The following is a 22,819-nucleotide window of genomic DNA, read 5'->3' as shown; positions in this document are numbered from 1 at the left end:
CCCCGGGGGGTGCGGGGGGCTGGCCCCCGGCTACTCCGGACTCAGCCGACCGTGTCCATCCAGATGGTCACCGGGCCGTCATTGACGAGGCTCACCGCCATGTCGGCCCCGAATCGCCCAGTCGCGACGGGAATGCCATGGCGCTGGATCGCGGCGGCGAAATATTCATACAGGCGTTCGCCGTCGGCCGGTGCGGCGGCGGTCGAGAACCCCGGGCGGTTGCCGCGCGAGGTGTCGGCGGCCAGGGTGAACTGGCTCACCACCAGGGCCGCGCCGCCGGTGTCCAGGACCGAACGGTTCATCCGTCCTTCGTCGTCCTTGAAGATGCGCAGCTTGGCGATCTTGGCGGCCAGCTTGTCGGCCTCAACCTCGCCGTCGCCCTGCATCGCACAGATCAGGATCAGCAGTCCGGCACCGATCTCGCCCACGGTCGCGCCGCCGACATCGACCCGGGCGGAGGCCACGCGCTGGACCAATGCCCTCACAGTTCGTGTTCCCAGGGCGAGTTGGCCCCGGCGCGGCTGACCGTCACCGCCGCGGCCCGGACGCCCAGGTCCGCCGCTTCGGCGAGGTCGTCGGACACGGCGGCGGCGAGCCTGGCGCGCGTCAGCAGGCCCGCGCGGTAGAGACCGGCGAGGAACCCGGCGTTGAATGTATCGCCGGCGCCGACCGTATCGACCACCTCGACCCTGCGCGCCGCGACCTTGCGGGTGCCATCGCGGCTGACGATGTCCACCCCGTCGGCGCCGCGGGTGACCAGGACCACGGAGGTGCCGTCGCGCAGCAGGGTATCGGCGCTGGTGCCCAGCCAATCCATGTCCTCGTCCGACAGCTTGACGATGTCGGCGCGGGCCAGCATCCGCTCCAGCCGGGCACGGTAGCGCGCCTCGTCGGTGATGAAGCCGGGGCGGATGTTGGGATCGATCATCACCGGCAGGTCACCGGCCCGGTCGCACAACAGGGCGTAGCTGTCGGCCTGCGGTTCGGACACCAGGCTGATGCCGCCGAAGAACAGCGCCGTGATGCTGTCGTCCAGCGCGGGCAGGTCCTCGGACGACAGCATCCGCCCGGCGGTGTTCTCGTCGTAGAAGGCGTATTTCGCGTGTCCGTTGGTCAGCGTGACAAAGGCCAGCGTGGTCGGCCGGGCCGAGCGCGGGCAGAGGCTGTGGTCCACATGCGAGGCGGACAGCGCCTCGGCCAGCAGCGTGCCGAACAGGTCTTTGGACAGGCCGCCAAGGTAGCCTGACGGCGCCCCGAGCCGGCCGAGGGCAATGGCCGTGTTGAACACCGCGCCGCCGGCGTAGGGCGCGAAAGCCTGCTCGCCCGCGGGTGTATCGCGGGGCAGCATGTCGATCAGGGCTTCTCCACAGCAGAGGATCATCGCCAGTCTCCCAAGGTCATGTTTGCGCTAACGTGCGGCCCGTCTACAGCGCATCGCCGCGCCGGTCAAAGCCGAATAGCCCTCAGCATCGCTGGAATTTGCTCAGGATCAAGGACATCTGTCGGCGCTGGCGTCAAAGTCCGCCCTGTTCTGGCCATTCGTAACAGGAGGATGTGTTTGCCATGGTCGAATCCAACCAGTCGGGCCTCTGGCCCAATCTCTATGCCCCGTTCCGTTCGTTGCAGAACCGTGTCGCCGACTGGCTGTCTCCGGCGTCGGACGCGTCGGCGACGGAGGACGCCTACAGGATCCGGCTCGAACTGCCCGGTGTGGCAGAAGAGGCGATCGACCTGACCGTCGAGCAGGGACTGCTGACCGTCTCGGGCGAAAAGAACGAAACGCGCGAGGACAAGGGCGACACCTGGTACTTCTCCGAACGCGAGTTCGGCAGTTTCCGCCGCTCGTTCCGGCTGCCCGGGGATGCGGATGCAGACCGCGCCGAGGCGCATATGACGGACGGTGTGCTGGAAATCACGGTGCCGCGCCGGGCGCCCGACAGTGGCGGCGGCAAGAAGATCGCCGTGAAGAAGCGCTGAGCCGGAAACCGGGTGCGGCGGGACCGGCCCGCCGCGCCGCTACTGGTTGATCGCGATCAGGTAGCCGATGCCGCCCGCGACGATCAGGCCCAGCACCACGGCAAAGGCGATCTTCCACGCCGACCACGGGCGTTCGCCCTGCACGCGGCCGGTGCGGCCGTTGACGACAAAGCGGTAGCTCTTGCCGCGGTACTTGTAAGCGGCCAACCACACCGGAAGAAGCACATGCTTGAAGGTGATGTCGCGCATGTCGGTGTCGACGCTGTGCACGCGCTGGCGGTCGCCGCCGATGTCGAACTTCACGTCACGCTCGATCTGGCGGTTCATCTTGTCCCGAGCCTCGACAAAGCCTTCGTCCAGGTCCACCTGGTAGCCTTCGGCGCGGAAGCCGGCGAGGAACTCGGGGCGGTAGGGTTCCATCGCGGTCAGGTCCCAGGGTTCCAGCGCATCGGTAAAACGCTTGGGCAGGGCGTGCGAGGCGAGCACCAGCACATCGTCGAAAAACCGTTTCACCCGGCCCGAAACCGGCGTCCAGCGCACCTTTTGCACGCGCTGGGTTTCCGTCTTGCCGTTGCGCATGACGCTGCGGGTCTCGTAGTAGACCGTGCCGCGTTCACCCCGGTAGGCCGAGGTCGTGTCGGCGTCGAAGGTCCAGTAGGGCACGTAGATGCCGGTCAGCTTGCGGCCCTTGCGGGCGTATTCCTGCAATCCGTTCGGGGCAAACCAGAGCCGGCCCAGCCAGTCGGTCATGGCTTTGCGGGCAGCGCCTTCGTCCAGGGCAAAGGGCAGCAGGCCGCGCGGCTTGATGTGGCGGTGGGTGCCGGTGTCGGTGACCACGGGCGTCGCGCAGAAGGGGCATTCGGCGGCATGCACGTCCGGGTCGAATTCGACCTGCGCGGCGCAGTTGGGGCAGGTCGAGACTCGGGTTTCCTCCATCTCCTGCAAGGGCAGCAGGTTGGCCATGGCGGCCTTGAAGTCCAACTCGCGCACGCCGCCGTCCCAGGGGCCGCTGACGCCCTCGACGTCGGCGGTGTTGCCGCAGTGCCCGCACACCAGCTTGCCGGCCTGCGGGTCGTAGCGGAAATCGGCGCCGCACTGGTCGCAGGGAAAGCGATGCTCGTCCTTGGGCCCTTTCGGGGCAGGCGGCGGGGCATCGGCGGGGGGCGGAGGGGGAAGATCACTCATGGGGTTTCAAGGACATCACGCTGTGGGGTCGACCCATCCTTGCGCGGATCGGCGGCAAGGGAAAGGGCATTTCCCCGCCGGGCGCGTCAGTCCCGGGGGTGCAACATGCGCGACATGGTACCGTCGCGGCGCAGCGCCTCGTGCAGCATGGCGGCCACCGCATGGCCACCCGCGACCAGCATCAGTGCCGTGCCGGCGATCTCGTGTCCATCGCCCAGCGGCAGCCCGCCGTACCAGGTCAGCGCGCCGCCCAGGGGCACCAGCACCATCAGCGCATACAGCAGGCGGTGGCCCCAGGTGGCGGCCTTTTCCCACAGGGGCGGGGTGCCGGCCGGGGCCTCGGGCGCGCCCATCACGCGCCGCACGACGATCCGGATCAGGATCACCAAGAAGGCTGCCCCGCCCAGCCAGACGTGCAGCGTGTTGCCCTCGGTGCCGGTGGCACCGCTCTGGACCCGCGCGCGCAGCGCGTCGCCCATGCCGTCGGACAGCAGGTAGGCGCCCAGGATCAGCACCGCCGTCAGCCAGTGCAGCCCGATCTGGACCGCCGAATACCCCTCACGCCGCGCCATGCCATGCCCTCCGGTCATCGACTCGGGTGTGACTGTGGCGCAGGCTGGATGCCGGGTGCAAGCCCGCCCGAAAGACCTTGGCCCCCGGATCGGCGGAGGATAGCGTGCGGGCGACAAGACGGGAGACCTGCGGATGTGGCAAGAACGCACCTTGCTTGCGGCCTGCCTGGCCGGTGTCGCCGGGGTGGCTGCGGCCGAGCCGGAGACCTGGGCCTTTGAATGGCAAGGCAGCGGGGGGTACGCCGTGCGCGGTGCGCTGAGCTATGACAGCGCGGCGGTCGAGGGGCCTTTCGTAGTGGAAGGGGACGTGACCTGCTTTGTCATCGAGGGCACCAAAGACGGCGCTGCGGTGGGGCGCTGGGCGCTGGGCCAGTTGAACGAACAGACCAGCTGGCGACTGCATTTCGACCCGGCGGGCGGTAGTTTCGTCGTCGACGGCGAGGGCATCTGGATGCCCCAGGCCTGGAACATGAACGGCGAGGGGACGGACTGCGGCGCGGGCGGGTTCGGTTTCAACATCGGCAACGCGGCGCAGGATATCTGCCTGGACAACAGTCTGGTCGTGGACAGCCAGGTCCTCCCGACGCAGGCGTTTCCGGCGGTGCGCGTCGCGCGGTATGATTTTCCGGGGGATGCCTGCACCGGGCCGGCGCTGCTGAGCCTGCTGCGGTGAACGGACCTAGCCGGCCGGCCTGACCGCGGCGTGCCTGTCCCAGAACGCGACGGCCTGCGCGTAAGTCGCCGGGTCGATCGGCTGACCGGAGCCACCCGCCGCGCGGCCCAGGGCGTTGCGCCACTGGGTGATCGGCGGCATCGGCAGTTCGCTCGGCTCCAGTGTACCGATGATCGAAACGATGCCCCAGTTGCAGTCGGGCACGGCCTGGTCCTCGGGGTAGTCGGCGGCTTCGAGCACCAGCTGCGCGTGGCTGTAGAGGATGACATCCAGCCAGCGGGCGACCGGCGCCTCGCCTTCGATCCAGCGTTCCAGCACCGCCATTTCCCCTTCGCGCCGCGCGACGTAGCCGCTGCGCAGCAGGGGGGCGTTCTGTTCGGTGATCGGGGCGAAACCGCAGCGCGTCGGGCTGTCGTTCGGCAGGAACAGGTGCTTGCAGAAGGGGGCGTAGCCATCGGCAAGCGTCGCCCCCGATGCCACGGCGTCATTGCAGCGTGTCACCAGCGCGTCCGGCGAGAGACCCTCGATGCGGGTGCCGCTGGCGCCGGGCTGCCAGTTCCGGCGCGCGAAGTCTGTCAGGGCGATCTGCAACGTTTTGATCCTTCGGCCGGGTCAGGCGCCCGGCGGCGGGGGCGGCGGCATCACGGTGAAGAGCTGCACCAACTCTGTAACCTCGCCCGCGCGTTTCCAGCCGTCCTGTCCCTGCGTCCAGACGTGGGTTTCGCGGGTCAGCTCGCCCGTGGCGACCATCTTGCCCAGGTCGGCGCGGGAAAACGGCCCCGTGGTCTGGCCGTTCTTGGCCAGGTGCCAGACGTGTTCCACCGGCGGCGGCGGCGGGGCCATCGGCGCGGCCTGCGGCTGCGGTTGCGCGGCGGCGGGCGCGGCGCCCCAGGGGCCGGCCTGGGTCATCTGGTTGGCCATCTGCATGCCCATGCCCGCGCCGAAACCCATGCCCATGGACTGGTCCATCGCGCCACCCTTGCCCATGGCCTCGGCCGCCTTCCACTTCATGTGCTCGTCGAGGTTGCCGGCGATCCCGCGAGACGTGCGCGCGTCCAGCGCCTTTTCCACCGCCTCGGGCAGCGAGATGTTCTCGATGTAGAGCTCGGGCAGCTCCAGCCCGTACTGGTGGATCACCGGGTCGATCGCCTTGCGCACCAGCTCGCTGACCTCGCGGGTGTTGGCCGCCATGTCCAGCGCAGGAATGCCCGAGGCCGCGATGGCGCGGCTGAACTCCTGCACGATGATGTTGCGGATCTGAAAGCTGATCTCGTCCATCGTGAATTCGCCATCGGTGCCGACGATTTCGCGCATGAAGACGGCCGGATCGGCGACCTTGATCGCGTAGCTGCCAAAGGCGCGGATGCGCAGCGGCCCGAACTCCGGGTCGCGCAGCATGATCGGGTTCTTGGTGCCCCACTTCAGGTCGGTGAAGCGCTGGGTCGAGACGAAATAGATCTCGGACTTGAACGGCGACTGGAAGGCGTGGTCCCAGTGCTGCAGCGACGTCATGATCGGCATGTTGTTGGTCTCGAGCATGTAGAGACCGGGGGTGAAGACATCGGCCAGCTGGCCTTCGTGGACAAAGACCGCCGCCTGTCCCTCGCGCACCGTCAGCTTGGCGCCGTACTTGATCTCGTGGCCTTCGCGCTCGAACCGCCAGACCATGGTGTCGCGGGTGTCGTCGGTCCAGTGGATGACGTCGATGAATTGACCTGAAAGAAAATCCCAGATGCCCATGTAGGTTGGCCTCCAATCTCTGACTTGCGCCGTGTCCAGCGCACGGGGGCGCATGGCTGGCGGCAGGATACGTCATTCGCAGATTAATAGAAGAGGGTGGGGGGTTCACGGGGAAGGTTTGGGCCATGCGGTCATCCCCTCCCGCTTGGTTAGAGCGTTTCAGGTCGGACCGCCGCCCATCAGTTCCGCTGCCTTCTGCTGCACGATGGGCATCGCCTGTTCCGCCGTCATGCCGGGTGTCAGGCGCGGGTCGTACAGGATCTTGAGCAGCAGTTCGTCGTGCGTGGTCAGCAGGGCGAATTCGTCGTCGTCGTTGAAGATCGACGGCCGCGCCCGAGGCGAGTCGTTGTTCAGCCCCATGCCCTGGGCCAGTTCCTCGTGCACGCAGGAGCGGCGCAGGAGCGGCGGGTGTTCGGAGCGGATCACCGCGATGGCGGTGCCGTAGTCATAGCCGCCCTGCGAGCTGGAAAAGGCGACCACGACGCAGTGGATGCTGCGCGGCAGCGCGTCGAAGATGCGCAGAGCCGAGGGGTTCACGTCCGGCACGATCTGGCGGATGCGCGGCGCGATCCGCGCGGCGTCGTCCTCGGACATGTAGAGGACGTAGTAGTTGGGGTCCTTGTCCGTGATGGTGATCGGGTGGCCGGTGATCCGTGACAGCCGGGCGGCATAGGTCGCCACCTCGCGCCGATCGGAGTCGATCTGGTCCGGGGGGACGCCGGGGCCGAATTCGACCGTCATGCGCACCGGGGCGGTCCATTTCTTGATCGCGCTGGGCGTGCCGGAGGACGGCCGCAGCCCGCCTCCGCGCTCATACTCTTCCTGCAACGCGATGGCGGCGAAGTTGCGCGCCAGCATGGTGTCGGTAAAGACCGTGTCAGGGCCGCCGCCGTCGGTGCGCAGCAGGCCGCGCGACAGCAGGTCATTCTGCACGCGGGCGTAGTACTGCGCCAGGTCCCGGCTCGCGGCCGAGGGTTCCCGCGGTGCCACGGCGGCCGGCGCCAGCGTGGCAGGACGCGCCTCGGGGGTGACGGAGGTCTTGCGCGGGGCCAGATCCGACCCGATGCAGCCCGAAAGCGCGAAGGCGGCCGCGAAGGCCAGAAGGGTTCCAAGGCCGCCCCGCATCGTCGTCATTCCCTTCAGGACGGAACCGCACCGCTGGCATCGCGGCGCGACTTGGCCGCGGCCAGGGTGTCGCGCAGTTCGTGTTCCATCTTCTTGAGTTCTGCCTCGGCCTTGGCGCGGCGGGCCTTGCCTTCGTCGGCGATCTGCAGGCTGTCCTGGATCGTGGCGACAAGATCGGCATTGGCCTGCTTGACGGCCTCGATGTCGAACACGCCGCGCTCCATCTCCTCGCGGATCACCTTGTTGGTGTCGCGCAGGTTGGCGGCGTTGGCGGTCAGCAACTCGTTGGTCAGGTCGTTGGCCTCGCGCACGGCGGCGGCAGCCTGCCTGGAGCGCTGGATCGTCAGCGCCTGCGCCAGCTGGGTTTCCCAGAGCGGCACGGTGTTGACCAGGGTCGAGTTGATCTTGGTCAACAGCGACTTGTCGTTTTCCTGCACCAGGCGGATCGACGGCAGCGACTGCATGGTGACCTGGCGCGTCAGCTTGAGGTCGTGCACGCGGCGTTCCAGGTCGTCGCGGGCGGCGCGCATGTCGCGCAGCTCCTGCGCCTTCATCACCTGGTCGTTCTCGGGGGCGGCCTGCACCTCGGCCTCCTTGGCGGGGATCACGGTGCTGTCAAGCTCTTCGAGCTTGGCTTCGCCGGCGGCGATGTAGAGCGCCAGTTCGTCGTAGAACTGGAGCGTCTTTTCATACAGCAGGTCGAGCGACTTGATGTCCTTGAGCAGCACGTGCTCGTGTTTCAGCAGGTCATCGGTGATCTTGTCGATCTGGCCCTGCACCGTCTCGAAACGGGCGGTGAACTTGGCAAAGGGCGCGGCGCGGCCCAGCAGCTTTTCCCACCAGCTGCGTTCGCGGCGGATGTCCATCTCGGACACGGTAAAGCCGCGGATGGTGGTGACGATGTTGCGCAAGGAGTCGCCGGCCGGGCCCACGTCCTTGTTGCGCACGTCCGCCAGCATGGCTTGGCTGATCTCCTGCAATTCGGCCTGCGCGGCCGAGCCGAAGGACACGATGGAATTCGTGTCGCCCATGTCCAGCTCATCCATGCGCGAACGGATCTCGTCGCTGACCCCGGCCGGCGCGTCCTTCAGCGGGACCACGGCGTTGGCTGCGGCGGGTTCGGGCAGGATGACAGCGTTGACTTCGTCGACCAGGGCTAGGGCCTTCTCGGCCTTCTGACGGATGTTTTCGGACATGGGATCCCCCGTTGGAAATTCTACTTGGACTCGAGATGGACGCCTTCACGCTGCAAGCGATCGCGCAGTACCTCGATCTCAACGTTCAGGTCTTCGTTGTTGTCGGTCATCAACTTGGCGATCTTCTTGTCAAAGCTTTCCTCGAGATCGGTCAAGAGCATCATGTAATCGCTGCGCACGTCGCGGTCATTGGACCGGGCGTAAATGTCGGAAAACTTTACCGTCGCGTCACGGGCACCCATCAGGTAGACGCCCAGGAACTTCCGCGCGCCGGTCAGGTCGCGCGGGTCTTCCTCGACGGTGCGGATCATTTCGCGCACCTTGACGACGAAACGGTCTACTCGCGCCTCGACTTGCCGGTCTCCGGCGCGTTTCACCGCGTCGGTCATGGCGCTGAGATAGCTTTCGGCCTCGTCCACCACGCGGGCGACGCGGTCCTGCATGAAGGTGTCGACGCCCTCCATGCCCTTGTCCTTCATCGGGTCGATGCCAAAGGCGCCAAGGTGCAGCACACCGGCCGCGCTGCCGTAGATGATCGGCGCGAGAAAGCCGGGTTCCGCCCGCCAGGCCGCCAGCGCGGCGCCGACGCCGCACAACACGGCGGCAAAGATCTTGCGCGGGACGGCGGGGCGGCGGGCGATCTTGCGTTCGTCAAAGGCCGCTTCGGCGATCAGCCCCTCGCGCAGCAGCCAGGCGCCGAGGATCAGCGCGCCCGCCCCGGCAAGGCCCACCGCCAGGCCGATCGCGCCGTCGTTGATCGACAGCAGGGCCAGCACGACGCCGGGAATGAACAGCACGTTCGACCGGGCACCCGCCGGCGCGACGCGCGCACCCTTGTAGGCCGGGCGCTCGGGCTTGGCGTCGGCGGGCCGCGCCGATCCGTCGGGGCTGAATTTTCCACCATAACGTTGCGCCACGGGTCTACAGTCCCCCCAGCCAACCGGTCGCCACTCCGAAAAGCAGCACGATCAGAAGGATGTAACTGACCTTTTGCAAGGCGGTTCCCGACATCTCGACCCCCATGGCCCGGCGCGTCCCGCGCGGTTCAGGGCAAAACCTAAGGGCAAATGCACGGGCTTGCTAGGGGGAAGTCCCCATGCGGGGCGTCAGGCGGCGGATTCCCGTGGCATGCGGTCAAGCAGCAGGTCGGCCTGCCGTTCAAAGGCATCGCGCGCGCCGCGGATGCCGCTGTGGCGGGCAAAGGCCTCGTAGCTTTCGGTCAGGACCTCCAGCTTGGCCAGGAAACGACGGCGCGCGAAATCATGCCCTTGTCCGTTCCAGGCGAGCTCGAGGCGCGTCACCTCGCTGTCCAGCAGGGTCACGATCTTGCGCAGGGGCCGGTCCAGCCGCGCCAGCCGTTCCGGGTTGCCCGCGCTTTGGCGCAACGGGCGCAGGATCAGGGTGCGCGCGGCTTCTGCCCGCAGTGTCAGCACCGCATCGTCAAGGGCGGCGACACGGTCGGCCAGTCCGAACAGCGCGCTTTCGATCGTTTCCATGAAGGCGCGTTCCTGGGCCCGGTCGGTGCCCTTGTCATGCCGCGGGTCCAGGCCGAACGCCGCCAGACTCAGCCCGAGCGCGACGACGCCCGCCACCGCCGGCAGCCAGAGGCTGTCGTACTTGTGACCGGCCAGCACCACGACCACGAGCGCGATCAGGACCGACCCGACCAGCTTGCGCGGCAGGCGCGGGGCGCGGGCAATCTCGGCCTGGTCATAGTCGAAGTGGATTTGCTGCCCGACCGAGACCAGCCGCAGCGCCAGCGACAGGACCCAGAGCAACGCGACCGCCGTGGCGATGCCGGCAAAGGAATCCTGAAAGACCCAGAGCAGCAGCGGAAAGGCCGAGAGGAACATGAAGTTCAGCCCGGTGTCGAGCTGCGCGCGCTCCAGCGCGATCCCCTCCGGTTCGTTTTCGTCCCGTTTCCGGTTCTGCCGCCGTCTGTCCGCCATGGTCCGGGATCCTCAGTTGTAGCTCATCACAAAGATCATCAGCCACAGCGCGAAAAAGGCGATGTGCCGTGTTATCTGGCCGTCCCTGCGGGCGCGGCGCGCGTAGTCGGTGAGGGCCTCGTACGTGTCATGCACGACCATGCGCAGGTTCCCCAGCACCAGGAGCGCTGAGGCGGTCAGAATCGCGAGGGCTATGAAAGTTGTCACCATGCCGGCAGAATCCCGGTGAATCCGGGCGAAAAGGGGGCAGCAGGCGGGAAAAAGAAAGAAAAGTTAACGGTGTGTAAACGGCGCCGGCGGCGGTGAAGGATGTGTTAACCCCCCTGTCAGCCGCCCTGCGGCCCGTCCTGGTCGTTGCGGCGGCGGCGCTGCACCTGGCGTTTTTTCGTGGCGGTGCCTTCGGTGGGTTTCTCGGCGTCCAGGCCCAGCTGGTCGCGCAGGATCTTGCGGCGGACTTCCTGCACCTCGCCGGGTTTCAGCTGGCCCAGCTGGAAGGGACCGTAGGACACGCGGATCAGCCGGTTCACCGTCAGGCCGATGTCGATCATCGCGCGGCGGATCTCGCGGTTCTTGCCCTCGCGCAGGCCGATGGTCAGCCAGGCGTTGGCGCCCTGCTGGCGATCCAGCGTGACCTGCATGGGCAGGAATTTCTGGCCGTCGATCACCAGTCCGTTGCGCAGCGGGGCCAGCGTTTCGTCGGTGGGGCGGCCGTTGACGCGGACGCGGTACTTGCGCAGCCAGCCCGTGGACGGCAGTTCCAGCCGCCGCTTGATGCCGCCGTCGTTGGTCAACAGCAAGAGCCCCTCGGAGTTGAGGTCGAGCCGACCGACGCTGATCACGCGGGGCAGGTCTTCGGGCAGCTTGTCGTAGATCGTCGGGCGGCCCTGTTCGTCCCTGGTGGTGGTCACGAGACCTGCGGGCTTGTGATAGAGCCACAGCCGCGCTTCCTCGGGCGCGTCCAGCGGCGTGCCGTCGACGGTGATCTTGTCCTTGGGCGTGACGTTCAAGGCGGCGCGGTCGATCACCTTGCCGTTGACGGCAACGCGGCCTTCCTCGATCAGGCGTTCGGCCTCGCGGCGGCTGGCGCGGCCGGCGCGGGCGATGACCTTGGCGATTCGCTCGCCCTTGGGGGTGTCGATGTTCATGGTTCCCTTTAGCGCGCGGGGCGGGCCGGGCGAAAGGGCCTTCGAAGGCCCTTCCAAGCGGCTTGGAAGCCGCTTCAAGGCGCTTGCAAGCGCCTTTCCCCCGCCCCGTGGCCGGGCTACCACACGGCATGAGCTTTCGGTCGCACATGGAGATGGCCCTGGACGAGGCCCGCGCCGCCGCCGCCCGCGGCGAGGTGCCCGTGGGGGCGGTGGTGGTTTCGCCGTCGGGCGCGGTGGTTGCCCGCGCGGGCAACCGGACCCGGGAGCTGAACGACCCGACCGCCCATGCCGAGATGCTGGCCATCCGTGCCGCCTGTGCCGCGCTGGGCGCGGAACGGCTGACCGGCCATGACCTCTACGTGACGCTGGAGCCCTGCCCGATGTGCGCCGCGGCGATCTCCTTCGCGCGGCTGCGGCGGCTCTACTACGGCGCGTCGGACCCGAAGTCGGGCGGCGTGGCGCAGGGCGCGCGTGTCTTCGCACATCCGCAGTGTCACCATGCACCTGAGGTCTATGACGGCATCGCCGCGAACGAAGCCTCGGCCTTGCTCACCAGTTTCTTCGAGGCGCGGCGATGAGCCGGGTGATCCTGTTCAACAAGCCCTACGGCGTGCTGTCGCAGTTCACCGACACGGGCAACGCCGACAGCCCGCGCGCCACGCTGTCGGGCTTCATCGACGTGCCGGGGGTCTACCCCGCCGGGCGGCTGGACCGCGACAGCGAAGGGCTGCTGGTGCTGACCGATGACGGCCGCTTGCAGGCGCGCATCGCCTCGCCCCGGTTCAAGCGGCCCAAGACCTACCTCGTGCAGGTCGAAGGGCAGCCGCTGCCGGACCAGTTGGCGGCGCTGCGCAAGGGGGTGACGTTGAAGGACGGGCCGACCCGGCCGGCCGGGGCCGAGCAGATCGACCCGCCGGACCTCTGGCCGCGCGACCCGCCGGTACGCTTTCGCAAGACGGTGCCGGACGCCTGGCTGCGGGTGACGCTGACCGAGGGGCGCAACCGACAGGTGCGGCGGATGTGCGCCCATGTCGGCCTGCCCTGCCTGCGGCTGGTGCGCTGGTCGGTCGGCGACTGGACGCTGGACGGCCTCGCCCCCGGCACCTGGCGCGAGCTGCGTCTCTAGCGGCGGCCCCAGCGCGCGCGGCGGCCCGGCAGCGGCCGCGCCTTGGCCTGTTCGCGCAGGAACACGAACAGGCCCGCCCCGATGATCAACACGCAGCCGGCCCAGGTGGCGGCGACGGGCCAGTCGCCGAAAAACACCCAGCCCCACAGGATCGCCATCGGCAGGCCGATGTATTCAAAGGGCGCGACGGTCGCCGCGTCGGCCATGCGGTAGGCCGCGCTGAGGCAGTAGCCTATCAGCCCGGAGCAGCAGCCCAGCCCGATGAACACCAGCCAGTCGTCCGGCGCGGGCCAGCTCCATGCGCGCAGCAGGAAGATGAGGCTTTCGTTGGTCACCCCCTCGGCATAGCGCCCGTCTCCCGCCACCACGAAGAACCCGGCCGAGACCAGCAGAAAGGTCACCTGGATATAGACCGCCATCGCCGAGGCGCGCGTCGTCACGCCCAGCCGCCGCGTCAGCACCTGCATCAGCGCATAGAGCGCGGCCGAGGCCACAGGCAACAGCAGCACGGTGCGCGGCACGTCCAGCGACGTCTTCCACGGCTCCTGCATCAGGACCACCCCGGCAAAGCCGACGATCACCGCGCCGATCCGCAGCGGCCCCACCTTTTCGCCCAGCAGCGGGATCGACAGCAGCGTGATGAACAGCGGCGCGACAAAGAACAGCGCCGTCGCCTGCGCCAGCGGCAGCACCGCGACGGCGGCGTAAAAGGTCATGTTGGCAAAGACCACCAGCAACCCGCGAAACAGGTGGATCCCCGGCGTCGCGGTGCGCAGGATGGACAGCCCACCTTCGGCCATGACAAACCCCGCCGAGAACATCAGCGCGATGGCCGAGCGGAAAAAGATCATCTGGTGCAGCGGGTAGCCGCCCGACAGCAGCTTGATCAGCAGGTCGTTGACGGAAATCACCAGCGTGCCGATGCAGATCAACAGGATGCCAAGGCCGGGGCGGTTCAATCTGGAGGTCATGCCCCGGCCATAGGACGCCCCGGCGCAGGAAGCCAGTCTGTTCGCGACATGCATGGGACTTATGCGTTCCTGCCCAATTGCGCATCGCCCGCGCAGGCATAGGTTCAGGGGAAATTGGAAAGGAGGGCCTCTCATGCCCATGGTGGACATCCGCGACGTGCGGAAGCGGTACGATACGGGATTCGAGGCGCTCAAGGGCGTCTCGCTGGCCATCGAGGAGGGCGAGATCCTCGCCCTTCTGGGCCCGAACGGCGCCGGCAAGACGACGCTGATCTCGGCGGTCTGCGGCATCACCCGGATCACCAGAGGGTCGATCACGGTCGGCGGCCACGACATCGTCACCGACTACCGCGCCGCGCGCAGCCTGATAGGCCTCGTGCCGCAGGACATCAGCCTGGAGCCGTTTCAGAAGGTCGCCGACGCCGCGCGCTTTTCGCGCGGGCTGTTCGGCAAGCCGCGCGACGAGGCCTTGATCGAACGTATCCTGCGGCGGCTGTCGCTGTGGGACAAGCGCGACGCCAAGGTGATGGAACTGTCCGGCGGGATGAAACGCCGGGTGCTGATCGCCAAGGCGCTGGCGCATGAGCCGCGCGTGCTGTTCCTGGACGAGCCCACCGCCGGGGTGGACGTGGAGCTGCGCCGCGACATGTGGGACACCGTGCGCGAGCTGAAACGCGACGGCGTGACCATCATCCTGACCACCCACTACATCGAAGAGGCCGAGGCCATGGCCGACCGCGTGGGCGTCATCAACAAGGGCGAGATCCTGCTGGTCGAGGACAAGGCCAGCCTGATGACCCGCATGGGCCGCAAGGCGCTGACCATCGACCTGATGGAACCCATCGCCGCCATCCCCGCCGCACTTTCGGACTACGCGCTGACGCTGTCGGACGACGGCCAGTCGCTGGTCTACAGCTATGACACCCAGGCCGATCGCACCGGGATCGGCCGCCTGATGGGGCTGCTGGCGCAATCGGGCTGCAACGTGCGCGACGTGCACACGGCGCAGGACTCGCTCGAGGACATCTTTGTCGGGCTGGTCGCGCAACAGGATCAGGGAGAGGCGGCATGAACACGCAAGCGGTCTGGTCGATCTACCGCAACGAGATGCTGCGCTTTTTCCGCACGCTGGTGCAAAGCTTTGTCTCGCCGGTGATCTCGACCTCGCTCTATTTCGTGGTCTTCGGCGCGGCCATCGGCTCGCGCATCGCCGAGGTGGAGGGCGTCAGCTACGGCGCCTTCATCGTGCCGGGGCTGATCATGCTGTCGGTGATGACGCAGGCGATCTCCAACGCCTCCTTCGGGATCTATTTCCCCAAGTTCATCGGCACCATCTTCGAGCTGCTCTCGGCCCCGGTCAACTTCATCGAGATCGTGCTGGGCTATGCCGGGGCGGCGGCGACCAAGGCGCTGTTCATCGGCGTGGTGATCCTGGGCACCTCGGCGCTGTTCGTCGATTTGCAGATCCAGCACCCCGTGGCGATGATGGCCTTTCTCGTGCTGACCTGCGTCAGCTTTTCCCTCTTGGGCTTCATCATCGGCATCTGGGCGAAAACCTTTGAACAGCTGCAACTGATCCCGCTGCTGGTTGTGACGCCGCTGGTGTTCCTGGGTGGGTCGTTCTACTCGATCTCGATGCTGCCGGCCGGCTGGCAGACCATCGCGCTGTTCAACCCGGTGGTCTACCTGGTGTCCGGTTTCCGCTGGTCGTTCTTCGGCATGGCGGACGTGCCGGTGGGGCTGAGCCTGCTCGCCATCGCCGGGTTCACCGCGCTCTGCATGGCGGTGATCTGGTGGATATTCCGGACGGGGTGGAGACTGCGGACGTGAGGGGGGGGGGAACGGTCGGCTGAACGTCCTTGACGTCGAGTGCCGTGGTCCCTTTCGCCCGGGTCGACCGGTGCGGAAAGGGCCGCGCCCGATCCTGGGAGGGCGCTTTGCCTGGCTGGTTCAGATCGCTGCACCTGCAAGCCTGACTGGTGTCCATGTCTAGTGTGACATCGCCAGTGCGCCCTCCCGGGGGGAGGGTCGGGCGCGGCTCGGGCTGACGCCCGCGCCAGGGGTTGTGGCGCGGGGCATGCAACGGTCGACGTTGGTCAACGGCAACTCTTCCGCCCGTCTGGATCCTCACACGTGCGCCGGCTGCCCCCGTCCGCCCAGGATCACGTCCATGCTCATCCCGCCGATCCACATGCAGAACAGCGCGAGCCAGGCGGTGCCGGCAAAGATCGACCCGCCCGAGACGCCGGCACCGATGGCGCAGCCGCCCGCCAGCATCCCGCCAAAGCCCATCAGCACCGCGCCGATCATCGCGTTGCGCATCGGCGTCGGGCCTTCGAAGCCCTGGAACTTCAGCTCCTTGGCCAGCAGGGCCGCGACGAAGGACCCCAGCACCACGCCGGGCACCAGCCCGATGTCGAATTCCAGCACCGAGGTGCGGTCGAGAAAGAACATCAGCGTGTTGGCCGACGGCCCGGTAAAGGTCAGGCTCTCGATCTGCACCGGCTCGAAGGCGACGCGCGACAGCGCGGTGGTGAGCGCATAGCCCACGGCGGCGGCAAACCCGACGCCCGAGGCGAACACCAGCCGGGAAAAGCCGATGCGGTTGCGGCGGCTCAGCTCCAGCGCCAGCAGCGCGACGGCCAGGCCGATCACCAGCCCCGCCTCGCGCGGCAGGTGCAGCGCGGCCAGAAGGTCCATGTTGCGCCCGCCGGAGGTGATCCAGAGCGCGGCCAGCCTGTCGCGCAAGGGCGCCAGCCAGCCGGTCAGCGACATCTGCGCCACCACGGCAAAGATCAGTCCCGACACGACCGAGCGCAGGTTGCCCGTCGCCGCCAGCACCAAGAGCCGACCCGAGCAGCCGCGCGCCAGCACCATGCCCGCGCCGAACAGCAGCCCGCCGATGATCGCCCCGGACCAGCTGCCCGGCACCGCCATCATGCGCGCCTCGGTGACGTCGATCAGGCCGATCATCTGCGCCCCCTGCACCCAGACCACGGCGGTGGAGAAGGTCAGCAGCCAGACCGCCACCTTGTCCTGCATCATGCCGCGGGCGAATTCGACGGTGGCCGCCCGCAGGCAGAACCGCGAGCGTTGCGCCGCCACGCCAAAGATCACGCCGGTCAGCAGGCCGAACAGCGCCGACGTCGGGTTTTCGCCGATCCGGTCGATCAGGGGGACGATATCCATTGGGGCCTCCTCGCGCGGGTTGGCGCGGATATGCCACGGCTCGCGGTTCTGCGTCTTGACACAGATCAGAAGACGGGAATGTTTTGCGCCTCAGCGGGTCGGCTGTGCCGTGAACAGGGCCTGTCCGCGCGGCAACATACGGGGGTCGCGCGCGACCCGCCAGCCGGTGGTGTGGGCGATGTGGGCGACGTCCTCGGCCAGCAGGTGATAGGGCGGGCGGATGTCGTGGGTCACGACACCGTCGGGCTGGCGAAAGGGCTGCGCGGCGCTGGCAGCGTCGGGGGCCAGGAAGACGGTGAAGAAAAACGCCTCCAGCCGCTCGAACCGGGTCAGCGCGGTCAGCGCGCGGCGCAGGTGGGCCAGCGGCAGATGCGGAAAGACCGCAAAGGCGATGGCATGGGTGATGACTTGCGGCACGCCGGGAAAGGCAAAGGCGGCATCCTCGACCAGATGGCGTTCGGGCAGGCGCTGGGGGTCGGGCAGCTCGGTGGCGCGCCCGGTCAGCATCAGTGCGCGCGAGGCGTCGGTGGCCCAGTAGTGGCCGGGCTCGAGGTAGGGCACGACCTTGCACCCCAGCCGCAGCGCGCCCGCGCCGATGTCCAGCAGGTGGTGATCGGGCCGCAGACCGGCATCGCGCAGGATCTCCATCTGAATGCGCCCGGTCTCCTCCCACCGGCCGCCCACCACGGCCCGGTGACGGCCTTCGGCGATGGCCTGCGCGTGGAAACCGGCGGTGTCGTAGGGATTGAGGGTCATGGGCCTCTCGGGGCTGGGGCGCAAGCCCATTGCGCAGGCGATGCGCGCAACGTCAAGCCTTGGCCGCGCCATCCCTGCCTGATTTTCGTGCAAGCCGGGAGTCCGGCGTCATGTCGTTGAAATGCATGGACAAGACGTTTTTCGACCCCCGCCAGTCAAGATCGCCCGCCGCTTTGGCGAAAACGACAGCCGGGTCGTTTCCGGAACAGAGCGGCAGGGGCGATTCGGGACACGACTGCACAGCTTCTGATCCCGGAGTCCGCCATGGCCGACATGCTGCAATTCGACCTCACCGCCGCCGCGCTTGCCGCGCTGCCCGTCGTCGCCAACGCCAACCATGCCCCGCTGGAAGGCGGCGAGGATCCGGCCTTTGGCACGGTCCGCTGGCGCACGCTGTTTTCGGCTGACAAGACGGCGACCTCGGGCATGGTGATGGGCGTTGCCGAGTTCGGGCCCGGTGGCACGCTGCTGCCGCACCGCCATTTGCCGTCCGAGATCTACTTTGGCCTCGAAGGTTCGGGCGTGGTGACCATCGACGGCGTCGCGCATGAGCTCAGCCCCGGTGTCGCGCTGTTCGTGCCGGAGAACGCCGAACACGGCACGGTGGCCGGGCCGGACGGGCTGCGCCTGCTCTACGTCTTTGCCCGCGACCGCTTTGCCGAGGTTGAATACCACTTCAGCGCTGCGCAGTCGGCCTGAGGATTGTGCAACGGCGCAGATACCGGCCTCTCGCCAAGCCCCGGATTCGGGCGTAAAGCGGCAGTATGAAACCCGTTCCCCTGCACGAAGCGCATACGCTGCCGCGCTGGCGCCGCCCCGAGGCGCTGCTGGTGCTGATGGCCATCGCCATGCCGCTGTCCTTTGCCACCTGGTCGGCGCTGCTGAACAACTTCGTCATCGAGGCGGCGAACTTCGACGGCAAGGACATCGGCTGGCTGCACACGGTGCGCGAGATCCCCGGCTTTCTCGCCATCGGCGTGATCCTCGTGCTGCTGGTGATGCGCGAACAGGTGCTGGCGCTGGTGTCGCTGACGTTGCTGGGCGTGGCCACGGCGATGACGGCGCTGTTTCCCAGCCTGGGCGGGCTGCTGTTCATCACGCTGCTCAGTTCCATCGGCTTTCACTACTACGAGACGGTGAACCAAAGCCTGCAACTGCAATGGCTGCCCAAACACCGCGCGCCGCAGATGCTGGGCTGGCTGATCGCCGCCGGATCGGGTGCGACCCTGGTTGCCTATGTCGCCATCGTGCTGACCTGGCAGGCCTGGGACCTGTCCTACAATTTCGTCTACATGGTGTCGGGCGGGCTGACGGTGGCCATCGTCGCCTTTGCCGCGCTGGCCTATCCGCAATTCGAAAGCCCCAATCCGCAGCTCAAGAAATTCGTCCTGCGCCGCCGCTACTGGCTGTACTACGCCTTGCAGTTCATGGCGGGCGCGCGGCGGCAGATCTTTGTCGTCTTCGCCGGTTTCATGATGGTCGAGCGGTTCGGTTTCGACGTGCACGAGATCACCGCGCTGTTCCTGATCAACCTGGTGGCCAACATGTTCTTTGGCCCGTTGCTGGGCCGCATCGTGTTCCGCTACGGCGAGCGCAACACGCTGATGGTGGAATATACCGGGCTGACGGTGGTCTTCCTGATGTACGGCGGCATCTACTGGTTCGGCTGGGGTGTGCTGCTGGCGGCGACGCTCTATGTCGTCGACCACCTGTTCTTTGCCATGGCGATGGCGCTCAAGACCTATTTCCAGAAGATCGCCGACCCGGGCGACATCGCGCCCACGGCGGCGGTGGCCTTTACCATCAACCACATCGCGGCGGTGTTCCTGCCGGCGACGCTGGGCTATCTCTGGCTGGTTGCGCCGGGGGCGGTGTTCGGGCTGGCGGCGGGCATGGCGATGACCAGCCTGCTGCTGGCACTGATGATCCCGCGCCACCCCGAACCGGGCCACGAGACGATCTTCAGCCTGGGGATGCCGGCCCCGGCGGAGTGATCCGCTTGACCTGAGCGGGCGCTGGGCCTACCGGGACGCGATCCTTTCCCGCAGTCCCGGAGACCGCCCATGGCCACCTTTACCGCCTTCACCAGGCTCACCTCGCAGGACCAGGCCGACGCCATCGGCCTTGCCATGGAAGAGATGGAGCCGGAGCCCACCGGCATCGGCGTGTTCGAGATCGAGGACGGCTCGGGCACCTACGAGGTGGGCGGCTATTTCACCGAAGCGCCGGACGAGGTGGAACTGGCGCTGCTCGCTGCGGCCTTTGGCGCGCGGCCCTTCGTGGTCAGCGAGGTGCCCGATACCGACTGGGTCGACAAGGTGCGGCGCGAACTGACGCCGGTGGTGGCGGGGCGCTTCTTTGTCTACGGCAGCCATGACGAGGACAAGATCCCCGCAGGTGCCGTGCCGCTGCTGATCGAGGCCGCCATGGCCTTTGGCACCGGGCATCACGGCACCACGCAGGGCTGCCTCGAGGCGCTGGACCGGCTGGCGAACGAGGGTTTTGTCGGCCGCAGCGTGGCCGACATCGGCTGTGGCACCGCGGTGCTGGCGATGGGCGCGGCCAAGCTCTGGCCGGAGGGGGTGATCGCCTCGGACATCGACGATGTCGCCGTCGAGGTGGCCGAGGCCAACGTGCGCGCCAACGACCTGTCGGGCAAGGTGGCCTGCGTGGTCGCAGCCGGGTTCGACCACCCCGACCTGCACGCGCGCGCGCCCTACGACCTGATCTTTGCCAACATCCTGAAACAGCCGCTGATCGACCTCGCGCCCGACATGCAGGCGCACCTGGCGCCGGGCGGCTACGCGATCCTCTCCGGCATCCTGACCCGGCAGGCCGACGAGGTGGTCGAGGTCTACACTGCCCTTGGCGTGCCACAATTGCGCCGCGATGTGATCGGCGATTGGGTCACGTTAACGCTTCGGAAAAACCAGTAAACAAAGGGTTAATGGCAGCATTGACCACGCTTTCGAGACAGAATTGAGGCGAATTGCCCTAATTCCGCCTCAAAGTTTTCGTAAAACTTGAGCCGTTCCGGTGGGGGCCGGATTGATTCGAGGCTGCCATGGACAAGGCTCAGACGAGCTTTCACAGGCGCGAGCAAGCGCTGCGCCGCAAGCATGTTCGCATGTCACAGGGGTACGTGACGAAACTGGACCGCAACGGTCTGATCGTGCAGGTCCCCGACAACAAGATCGGCGGGTTCGGGCTGGGCCTGCTGCTGCGCGCCGTTCTGATCCTGATGGTGATCAAGGTGATGACGCTGGTCTGGCTGGGAGAGCCGCGCTACCAGGCCCATGTCGATGTCCTGTCGCAGGGCGCGCTCTACGAACGCGCAGGCGCCTGGGTCATGCAGGTCGACCCCGTCACGCGGAAACTGGCCGCTCTGCTGACGCCGACGCCCGGCTGACACTCCGCCTGGAGAAAGCCCGAAAATGAAACGACCGCGTCTCGGCTGAGGCGCGGTCGTTTTTTTGCGTGTGTCGCACATCCGCCGGTCGGCGGCCGGGGTGCCCGGTCCGCCGTCGCGGTGCCGTGTCAGCGGAACGTGACGTTGTCGATGTCGCCGCGGTGCAGGCCGATATCGTCCAGTTCGCGGTCCGTCAGCGACGCGAGGCTGTTGCGGGTCAGGCGCGCGTCATTCCACGCGGCAAAGGCGCTGACAGCGGTGGTGAAAATGCCACCGATGCGGGCGGCGGAGCCCGAAGCGTGCGGGCGGTGAAGGTCATAAGCGGCCATCGCTGGTCTCCTTGAAGTCAGGGGGTGCGTTCGTTCTGAAACCGCACATAGGTTGGGCGCAGGGGTGCGGCAAGTCGAAATTTCTGCAAGGGTCACATGCGTTTTCTGCATAGCAGCGAATCTCGTTAACCTTACTGAAAAATCAGCGAAAATCCGCCTTTCCGGGGGTCGTTTTCGGAACCCGGGGCGGCGTTATCGGACCGCGCGTGTCGCTGTCGGGAAAGCCGTGTCGCAAACCGGCCGCGGCGCATTAACCTTGGCTTTTGTTCGCCTTTCGTGCTAGCCGTGTCTGAAAAACAACAAGAGCGGGCATCATGCGGATATTGGGCATCGATCCGGGCCTTCGGACCCTAGGTTGGGGGGTGATCGAGGTCGAGGGCAGCCGACTCAGGCATGTCGCCAACGGGCTGTGCAAGCCGGGCGGCACCGAACTGGCCGAACGCCTGCTGAACCTGCATACCCTGCTGACGGCGGTGTTCCACCGGATGATGCCGGACGAGGCCGCGGTCGAACATACCTTCGTCAACCGCGACGGGGCGGGCACGCTGAAGCTGGGCCAGGCGCGGGCCATCGCCCTGCTGGTGCCGGCGCAGTTCGGCCTGCCGATCGGCGAATACGCCCCAAACTCCGTCAAGAAAACGGTGGTCGGCGTGGGCCATGCGGAAAAACACCAGGTCGAACACATGGTCGGCCTGCAACTGCCGGGCGCAAACCCGGCCGGGCCGGACGCGGCGGACGCGCTTGCGGTGGCGATTTGCCACGCGCACCACATCGGCAGCCGCCGGATGAAGATCAAGGTGCAGGCATGATCGGGCGCATCGCCGGGCGGATCGTCTACCATGGCGAGGATCACGTCCTGATCGACACCAACGGCGTCGGCTATGTCGTCCATTGCAGCGACCGGGTGCGCGCCGGCTTGCCCGGACCGGGCGAGGCGACGGCGCTCTACACCGACCTGCTGGTGCGCGAGGACCTGCTGCAACTCTTCGGCTTTCCCACGCTGGTGGAAAAGGAATGGTTCCGCCTGCTGATGTCGGTACAGGGGGTCGGCGCCAAGGCGGCGCTGGCGATCCTGGGCGCGCTGGGGCCGGACGGCGTCAGCCGCGCGCTGGCGCTGGGCGACTGGTCGGCGATCAAGGCGGCGCGCGGGATCGGCCCCAAGACGGCGCAGCGCGTGGTGATGGAGTTGAAGGACAAGGCGCCGATGGTCATGGCCATGGGCGTCACGGCGCCCTCGGGGGGCGAGGTGATCGAGCCGACAGCGCCGGGCACGGCGCCGAAGGTGTCGCAACCGGCCGCGCCCGCACGCTCCAACGCGCAGGCCGAGGCGCTGTCGGCGCTGGGCAACCTGGGCTATGCTCCGTCAGACGCGGCGGGCGCCGTGGCCGAGGCGGCGGGTGCGGCTCCCGAGGCCGAGACCGCCGATCTGATCCGCGCCGCGTTGCGCCTGCTGGCGCCGCGGCAGTGACGGGGGTTC

At 67.5% G+C, this 22,819-nt stretch carries 28 protein-coding genes; 12 read left to right on the top strand and 16 right to left on the bottom strand.

Going from position 1 to position 22,819, the window contains the following annotated elements:
- Positions 1-41: 41 nt before the first annotated feature.
- Both dtd and MAA8898_RS09100 read right to left on the bottom strand, forming a co-directional pair.
- Positions 42-485, bottom strand: a complete 444-nt coding sequence (gene dtd, locus MAA8898_RS09105; RefSeq protein WP_094020679.1) for a D-aminoacyl-tRNA deacylase — start codon at positions 483-485, stop codon at positions 42-44.
- Positions 482-1,381 carry a carbohydrate kinase family protein gene (locus tag MAA8898_RS09100; protein ID WP_094020678.1) on the bottom strand — a complete coding sequence of 300 codons (900 nt, stop codon included), beginning with the start codon at positions 1,379-1,381 and terminating at the stop codon, positions 482-484. Before MAA8898_RS09100 ends, dtd begins: the two co-directional genes overlap by 4 nt.
- Positions 1,382-1,563: 182 nt before the next feature.
- On the opposite strand from MAA8898_RS09100, the gene MAA8898_RS09095 reads away from it, so the two are divergent.
- A complete protein-coding gene (locus tag MAA8898_RS09095) occupies positions 1,564-1,977 on the top strand; it encodes an Hsp20/alpha crystallin family protein (protein ID WP_094020880.1) in 414 nt (137 codons plus the stop codon).
- 39 nt (positions 1,978-2,016) lie between these two features.
- Here MAA8898_RS09095 and MAA8898_RS09090 read toward each other — a convergent pair whose 3' ends face one another.
- Together MAA8898_RS09090 and MAA8898_RS09085 are read right to left on the bottom strand one after the other, a co-directional pair.
- Positions 2,017-3,162, bottom strand: a complete 1,146-nt coding sequence (locus MAA8898_RS09090; RefSeq protein ID WP_094020677.1) for a TFIIB-type zinc finger domain-containing protein — start codon at positions 3,160-3,162, stop codon at positions 2,017-2,019.
- A gap of 86 nt (positions 3,163-3,248) precedes the next feature.
- Entirely contained in the window at positions 3,249-3,734 is a 486-nt protein-coding gene (locus tag MAA8898_RS09085) for a cytochrome b (protein WP_094020676.1), read from the bottom strand.
- Positions 3,735-3,867: 133 nt separating this feature from the next.
- Here MAA8898_RS09085 and MAA8898_RS09080 point away from each other — a divergent pair, with 133 nt between their 5' ends.
- A complete protein-coding gene (locus MAA8898_RS09080; protein ID WP_094020675.1) occupies positions 3,868-4,407 on the top strand; it encodes a hypothetical protein in 540 nt (179 codons plus the stop codon).
- A gap of 6 nt (positions 4,408-4,413) precedes the next feature.
- On the opposite strand, the gene MAA8898_RS09075 is transcribed toward MAA8898_RS09080, so the two are convergent.
- From MAA8898_RS09075 to MAA8898_RS09040, 8 genes are all read right to left on the bottom strand, one after another.
- Positions 4,414-4,998, bottom strand: a complete 585-nt coding sequence (locus MAA8898_RS09075; protein ID WP_176445111.1) for a DUF3228 family protein — start codon at positions 4,996-4,998, stop codon at positions 4,414-4,416.
- A gap of 21 nt (positions 4,999-5,019) precedes the next feature.
- The gene (locus tag MAA8898_RS09070; RefSeq protein ID WP_094020673.1) at positions 5,020-6,147 is read right to left on the bottom strand and encodes an SPFH domain-containing protein; all 1,128 of its coding nucleotides are present in this window, start codon (positions 6,145-6,147) and stop codon (positions 5,020-5,022) included.
- A gap of 159 nt (positions 6,148-6,306) precedes the next feature.
- Positions 6,307-7,272 (bottom strand): DUF2927 domain-containing protein, encoded by a 966-nt coding sequence (locus MAA8898_RS09065; protein ID WP_094020672.1) that lies wholly within the window; start codon positions 7,270-7,272, stop codon positions 6,307-6,309.
- A gap of 14 nt (positions 7,273-7,286) precedes the next feature.
- Positions 7,287-8,468, bottom strand: a complete 1,182-nt coding sequence (locus MAA8898_RS09060) for a toxic anion resistance protein (protein ID WP_094020671.1) — start codon at positions 8,466-8,468, stop codon at positions 7,287-7,289.
- 20 nt (positions 8,469-8,488) lie between these two features.
- On the bottom strand, positions 8,489-9,385 hold the full coding sequence (locus MAA8898_RS09055; protein ID WP_094020670.1) for a 5-bromo-4-chloroindolyl phosphate hydrolysis family protein: 897 nt from the start codon (positions 9,383-9,385) through the stop codon (positions 8,489-8,491).
- Positions 9,386-9,574: 189 nt separating this feature from the next.
- Positions 9,575-10,417, bottom strand: a complete 843-nt coding sequence (locus MAA8898_RS09050; protein ID WP_094020669.1) for a hypothetical protein — start codon at positions 10,415-10,417, stop codon at positions 9,575-9,577.
- A 12-nt stretch (positions 10,418-10,429) separates the two neighbouring features.
- Positions 10,430-10,627 (bottom strand): hypothetical protein, encoded by a 198-nt coding sequence (locus MAA8898_RS09045; protein WP_094020668.1) that lies wholly within the window; start codon positions 10,625-10,627, stop codon positions 10,430-10,432.
- Between the two features lie 116 nt (positions 10,628-10,743).
- A complete protein-coding gene (locus MAA8898_RS09040) occupies positions 10,744-11,562 on the bottom strand; it encodes a pseudouridine synthase (protein WP_094020667.1) in 819 nt (272 codons plus the stop codon).
- A 128-nt stretch (positions 11,563-11,690) separates the two neighbouring features.
- Here MAA8898_RS09040 and MAA8898_RS09035 point away from each other — a divergent pair, with 128 nt between their 5' ends.
- Both MAA8898_RS09035 and MAA8898_RS09030 read left to right on the top strand, forming a co-directional pair.
- Positions 11,691-12,140, top strand: a complete 450-nt coding sequence (locus MAA8898_RS09035) for a nucleoside deaminase (protein WP_094020666.1) — start codon at positions 11,691-11,693, stop codon at positions 12,138-12,140.
- Entirely contained in the window at positions 12,137-12,688 is a 552-nt protein-coding gene (locus MAA8898_RS09030; RefSeq protein WP_094020665.1) for a pseudouridine synthase, read from the top strand. Before MAA8898_RS09035 ends, MAA8898_RS09030 begins: the two co-directional genes overlap by 4 nt.
- On the opposite strand, the gene MAA8898_RS09025 is transcribed toward MAA8898_RS09030, so the two are convergent.
- The gene (locus MAA8898_RS09025; protein WP_094020879.1) at positions 12,685-13,659 is read right to left on the bottom strand and encodes a DMT family transporter; all 975 of its coding nucleotides are present in this window, start codon (positions 13,657-13,659) and stop codon (positions 12,685-12,687) included. The two genes, MAA8898_RS09030 and MAA8898_RS09025, sit on opposite strands and share 4 nt — an antisense overlap.
- Before the next feature lie 133 nt (positions 13,660-13,792).
- On the opposite strand from MAA8898_RS09025, the gene MAA8898_RS09020 reads away from it, so the two are divergent.
- Positions 13,793-14,731, top strand: a complete 939-nt coding sequence (locus tag MAA8898_RS09020; RefSeq protein WP_094020664.1) for an ABC transporter ATP-binding protein — start codon at positions 13,793-13,795, stop codon at positions 14,729-14,731.
- Positions 14,728-15,489, top strand: coding sequence for an ABC transporter permease (locus MAA8898_RS09015; protein ID WP_094020663.1), 762 nt, complete (start codon positions 14,728-14,730; stop codon positions 15,487-15,489). The genes MAA8898_RS09020 and MAA8898_RS09015 overlap by 4 nt, the downstream gene beginning before the upstream one ends.
- A 297-nt stretch (positions 15,490-15,786) precedes the next feature.
- Here the strand turns inward: MAA8898_RS09015 and MAA8898_RS09010 are convergent, their stop codons facing one another.
- Positions 15,787-16,848 (bottom strand): YeeE/YedE family protein, encoded by a 1,062-nt coding sequence (locus MAA8898_RS09010; protein WP_094020662.1) that lies wholly within the window; start codon positions 16,846-16,848, stop codon positions 15,787-15,789.
- A gap of 90 nt (positions 16,849-16,938) precedes the next feature.
- Positions 16,939-17,604, bottom strand: a complete 666-nt coding sequence (locus tag MAA8898_RS09005) for a class I SAM-dependent methyltransferase (RefSeq protein ID WP_094020661.1) — start codon at positions 17,602-17,604, stop codon at positions 16,939-16,941.
- 264 nt (positions 17,605-17,868) lie between these two features.
- Here MAA8898_RS09005 and MAA8898_RS09000 point away from each other — a divergent pair, with 264 nt between their 5' ends.
- The 4 genes from MAA8898_RS09000 (at position 17,869) to MAA8898_RS08985 (ending at position 21,013) form a co-directional block, all read left to right on the top strand.
- The gene (locus MAA8898_RS09000) at positions 17,869-18,303 is read left to right on the top strand and encodes a cupin domain-containing protein (protein ID WP_094020660.1); all 435 of its coding nucleotides are present in this window, start codon (positions 17,869-17,871) and stop codon (positions 18,301-18,303) included.
- Between the two features lie 65 nt (positions 18,304-18,368).
- Positions 18,369-19,598 carry an MFS transporter gene (locus MAA8898_RS08995; protein WP_094020659.1) on the top strand — a complete coding sequence of 410 codons (1,230 nt, stop codon included), beginning with the start codon at positions 18,369-18,371 and terminating at the stop codon, positions 19,596-19,598.
- 69 nt (positions 19,599-19,667) lie between these two features.
- Complete coding sequence (locus MAA8898_RS08990) at positions 19,668-20,540, top strand: 50S ribosomal protein L11 methyltransferase (RefSeq protein ID WP_094020658.1); 873 nt, start codon at positions 19,668-19,670, stop codon at positions 20,538-20,540.
- Between the two features lie 128 nt (positions 20,541-20,668).
- A complete protein-coding gene (locus MAA8898_RS08985; protein ID WP_094020657.1) occupies positions 20,669-21,013 on the top strand; it encodes a hypothetical protein in 345 nt (114 codons plus the stop codon).
- A 128-nt stretch (positions 21,014-21,141) separates the two neighbouring features.
- Here the strand turns inward: MAA8898_RS08985 and MAA8898_RS08980 are convergent, their stop codons facing one another.
- A complete protein-coding gene (locus MAA8898_RS08980; RefSeq protein WP_094020656.1) occupies positions 21,142-21,342 on the bottom strand; it encodes a DUF1127 domain-containing protein in 201 nt (66 codons plus the stop codon).
- 314 nt (positions 21,343-21,656) lie between these two features.
- Here MAA8898_RS08980 and ruvC point away from each other — a divergent pair, with 314 nt between their 5' ends.
- The gene (gene ruvC, locus MAA8898_RS08975) at positions 21,657-22,151 is read left to right on the top strand and encodes a crossover junction endodeoxyribonuclease RuvC (RefSeq protein ID WP_094020655.1); all 495 of its coding nucleotides are present in this window, start codon (positions 21,657-21,659) and stop codon (positions 22,149-22,151) included.
- Positions 22,148-22,810: a Holliday junction branch migration protein RuvA gene (gene ruvA, locus MAA8898_RS08970; protein ID WP_094020654.1), complete on the top strand. Its 663-nt coding sequence runs from the start codon at positions 22,148-22,150 to the stop codon at positions 22,808-22,810. Before ruvC ends, ruvA begins: the two co-directional genes overlap by 4 nt.
- Positions 22,811-22,819 lie beyond the last annotated feature (9 nt).

It is taken from the genome of Antarctobacter aquimaris, from assembly GCF_900184945.1.
Classification (GTDB): Bacteria; Pseudomonadota; Alphaproteobacteria; order Rhodobacterales; family Rhodobacteraceae; genus Maliponia; species Maliponia aquimaris.
This window is presented reverse-complemented; position numbering and strand designations above follow the sequence as displayed.

Coding starts and splice junctions, on each gene's coding strand:
- MAA8898_RS09100 (WP_094020678.1), bottom strand. CDS start 1,381: ATGATCCTCTGCTGTGGAGAAGCCCTGATCGACATGCTGCCCCGCGAT.
- MAA8898_RS09095 (WP_094020880.1), top strand. CDS start 1,564: ATGGTCGAATCCAACCAGTCGGGCCTCTGGCCCAATCTCTATGCCCCG.
- MAA8898_RS09090 (WP_094020677.1), bottom strand. CDS start 3,162: ATGAGTGATCTTCCCCCTCCGCCCCCCGCCGATGCCCCGCCGCCTGCC.
- MAA8898_RS09085 (WP_094020676.1), bottom strand. CDS start 3,734: ATGGCGCGGCGTGAGGGGTATTCGGCGGTCCAGATCGGGCTGCACTGG.
- MAA8898_RS09080 (WP_094020675.1), top strand. CDS start 3,868: ATGTGGCAAGAACGCACCTTGCTTGCGGCCTGCCTGGCCGGTGTCGCC.
- MAA8898_RS09070 (WP_094020673.1), bottom strand. CDS start 6,147: ATGGGCATCTGGGATTTTCTTTCAGGTCAATTCATCGACGTCATCCAC.
- MAA8898_RS09065 (WP_094020672.1), bottom strand. CDS start 7,272: ATGCGGGGCGGCCTTGGAACCCTTCTGGCCTTCGCGGCCGCCTTCGCG.
- MAA8898_RS09060 (WP_094020671.1), bottom strand. CDS start 8,468: ATGTCCGAAAACATCCGTCAGAAGGCCGAGAAGGCCCTAGCCCTGGTC.
- MAA8898_RS09050 (WP_094020669.1), bottom strand. CDS start 10,417: ATGGCGGACAGACGGCGGCAGAACCGGAAACGGGACGAAAACGAACCG.
- MAA8898_RS09045 (WP_094020668.1), bottom strand. CDS start 10,627: ATGGTGACAACTTTCATAGCCCTCGCGATTCTGACCGCCTCAGCGCTC.
- MAA8898_RS09040 (WP_094020667.1), bottom strand. CDS start 11,562: ATGAACATCGACACCCCCAAGGGCGAGCGAATCGCCAAGGTCATCGCC.
- MAA8898_RS09035 (WP_094020666.1), top strand. CDS start 11,691: ATGAGCTTTCGGTCGCACATGGAGATGGCCCTGGACGAGGCCCGCGCC.
- MAA8898_RS09030 (WP_094020665.1), top strand. CDS start 12,137: ATGAGCCGGGTGATCCTGTTCAACAAGCCCTACGGCGTGCTGTCGCAG.
- MAA8898_RS09025 (WP_094020879.1), bottom strand. CDS start 13,659: ATGACCTCCAGATTGAACCGCCCCGGCCTTGGCATCCTGTTGATCTGC.
- MAA8898_RS09020 (WP_094020664.1), top strand. CDS start 13,793: ATGCCCATGGTGGACATCCGCGACGTGCGGAAGCGGTACGATACGGGA.
- MAA8898_RS09015 (WP_094020663.1), top strand. CDS start 14,728: ATGAACACGCAAGCGGTCTGGTCGATCTACCGCAACGAGATGCTGCGC.
- MAA8898_RS09010 (WP_094020662.1), bottom strand. CDS start 16,848: ATGGATATCGTCCCCCTGATCGACCGGATCGGCGAAAACCCGACGTCG.
- MAA8898_RS09005 (WP_094020661.1), bottom strand. CDS start 17,604: ATGACCCTCAATCCCTACGACACCGCCGGTTTCCACGCGCAGGCCATC.
- MAA8898_RS09000 (WP_094020660.1), top strand. CDS start 17,869: ATGGCCGACATGCTGCAATTCGACCTCACCGCCGCCGCGCTTGCCGCG.
- MAA8898_RS08995 (WP_094020659.1), top strand. CDS start 18,369: ATGAAACCCGTTCCCCTGCACGAAGCGCATACGCTGCCGCGCTGGCGC.
- MAA8898_RS08990 (WP_094020658.1), top strand. CDS start 19,668: ATGGCCACCTTTACCGCCTTCACCAGGCTCACCTCGCAGGACCAGGCC.
- MAA8898_RS08985 (WP_094020657.1), top strand. CDS start 20,669: ATGGACAAGGCTCAGACGAGCTTTCACAGGCGCGAGCAAGCGCTGCGC.
- MAA8898_RS08980 (WP_094020656.1), bottom strand. CDS start 21,342: ATGGCCGCTTATGACCTTCACCGCCCGCACGCTTCGGGCTCCGCCGCC.
- ruvC (WP_094020655.1), top strand. CDS start 21,657: ATGCGGATATTGGGCATCGATCCGGGCCTTCGGACCCTAGGTTGGGGG.
- ruvA (WP_094020654.1), top strand. CDS start 22,148: ATGATCGGGCGCATCGCCGGGCGGATCGTCTACCATGGCGAGGATCAC.